Source organism: Escherichia sp. 94.0001 (genome assembly GCF_013369155.2).
Taxonomy (GTDB): Bacteria; Pseudomonadota; Gammaproteobacteria; order Enterobacterales; family Enterobacteriaceae; genus Escherichia; species Escherichia coli_F.
This window is the reverse complement of the sequence record NZ_JABWMS020000166.1, coordinates 1-1395: the sequence shown is the minus strand read 5'-3', so window position 1 is coordinate 1395 and position 1395 is coordinate 1. Positions and strand designations below refer to the sequence as shown.

Sequence of the window (1395 nt, the reverse complement as noted above, 5' to 3'; positions counted from 1 at the left end):
ACAGGGATAATGAGATGGACGCTCCAGATTTTACGGTATCAAAGTACCAGACTGGATCGTTGCAATACGTCCTGAAAAATTAGGAGCGTCCACATGAAAGTATCAACTCTTGGTATCGACCTGGCAAAGAACGTTTTTCAGCTTCATGGTGTCGATCATGAAGGCCATACTATTTTGCGTAAAAAGCTCACCCGGGCTAAGTTTGTTCAGTTTGTGATTCAACTGGAACCTTGTCTGATTGGCATGGAAGCCTGCTCATCCAGTCATTATTTTGCGCGATTATTCACCCGCTATGGTCATGAGGTAAAACTCATACCTCCACAGTATGTGAAGCCTTATGTGAAAACGAACAAGACGGATGCAGCAGATGCTGAAGCAATCTGCGAAGCGGTAACCCGCCCGAATATGCGTTTTGTTCAGATAAAAACCGAAGAGCAGCAGGCCGTTTTAGCGTTACACACTGAACGGGGAATACTTATCCGTGAGCGGATTGCCTGTGCCAATAGTTTAAGAGCCACACTTGCTGAGTTTGGTATTACGATTGCGGCCGGACAAAGCCATTTAACACGTGAGCTGCCAGCCATTCTGGAGGATGGCGAAAATGGTTTATCTCCCTTTGTCAGAACCAGCATCTACAGACAGTCTAAACATATCCGGGAACTTGAAGAACAAGTTAAACAGGTAGAAGAAGCTCTGGCCTCCTGGTATAGAACGCAGGAAGCCTGCCAGAGAATGGCCAAGATCCCGGGGGTTGGCATGCTAACGGCCACTTATGTGGTAGCAGCAGTGGGTAATGCCCGACAATTCAGTACCGCAAAGCAGTTCGCTTCATGGCTGGGGCTGACACCAAAGGAACATTCCAGCGGCGGGAAACAGCAACTTGGAGGGATCAGCAAACGTGGAGATGGATATTTCCGATACCTGCTGGTTCACGGCGCACGCGCACTTACCGCCTGGGTCAACCGAAACGGTGCGGTTGAGGAGAATTCCTGGCTTCAGGGACTCCTTGAGCGGAAGCACTACAATGTAGCTGTTGTCGCCATGGCGGCAAAAACAGCGAGGATCATGTGGTCAATGTTGTCACACAATACTGAATATCAACCTCGGCAGCTCGCCTGACACAAGGTCAGTCAATCTGACGAGGTGCTGAAAAAAAGTTAACGTCCTGGTAGGTGCAGGTGACTTCAGAAGATGGCAAAACAGGTAAGACCGCAGGCAGGATACACCGAGAGGTAACAAGGGCAAGTTAGCCCGTAGAGGATGATTGGTACCTGCCTGGCGGATTTCATCATGGTTCGGGATAAAAATCCCATCAGAAACCGGATATATGGCTGCACCTACCCGTTTTATTACATAACTGAAGAAAGCATTGCATTCCGGGAGCGTCCATATATG

General features: G+C 48.7%; 1 protein-coding gene. It reads left to right on the top strand.

Annotation, left to right across the window (positions count from 1 at the left end):
- The first annotated feature begins 93 nt into the window (after window positions 1-93).
- Entirely contained in the window at window positions 94-1119 is a 1026-nt protein-coding gene (locus HEN33_RS24945) for an IS110 family transposase (protein WP_000868863.1), read from the top strand.
- The last annotated feature ends 276 nt before the right edge of the window (window positions 1120-1395 follow it).

Bases quoted from the DNA above. Each gene is read 5' to 3' on its own strand.
- HEN33_RS24945 (WP_000868863.1), top strand. From the start codon at position 94: ATGAAAGTATCAACTCTTGGTATCGACCTGGCAAAGAACGTTTTTCAG.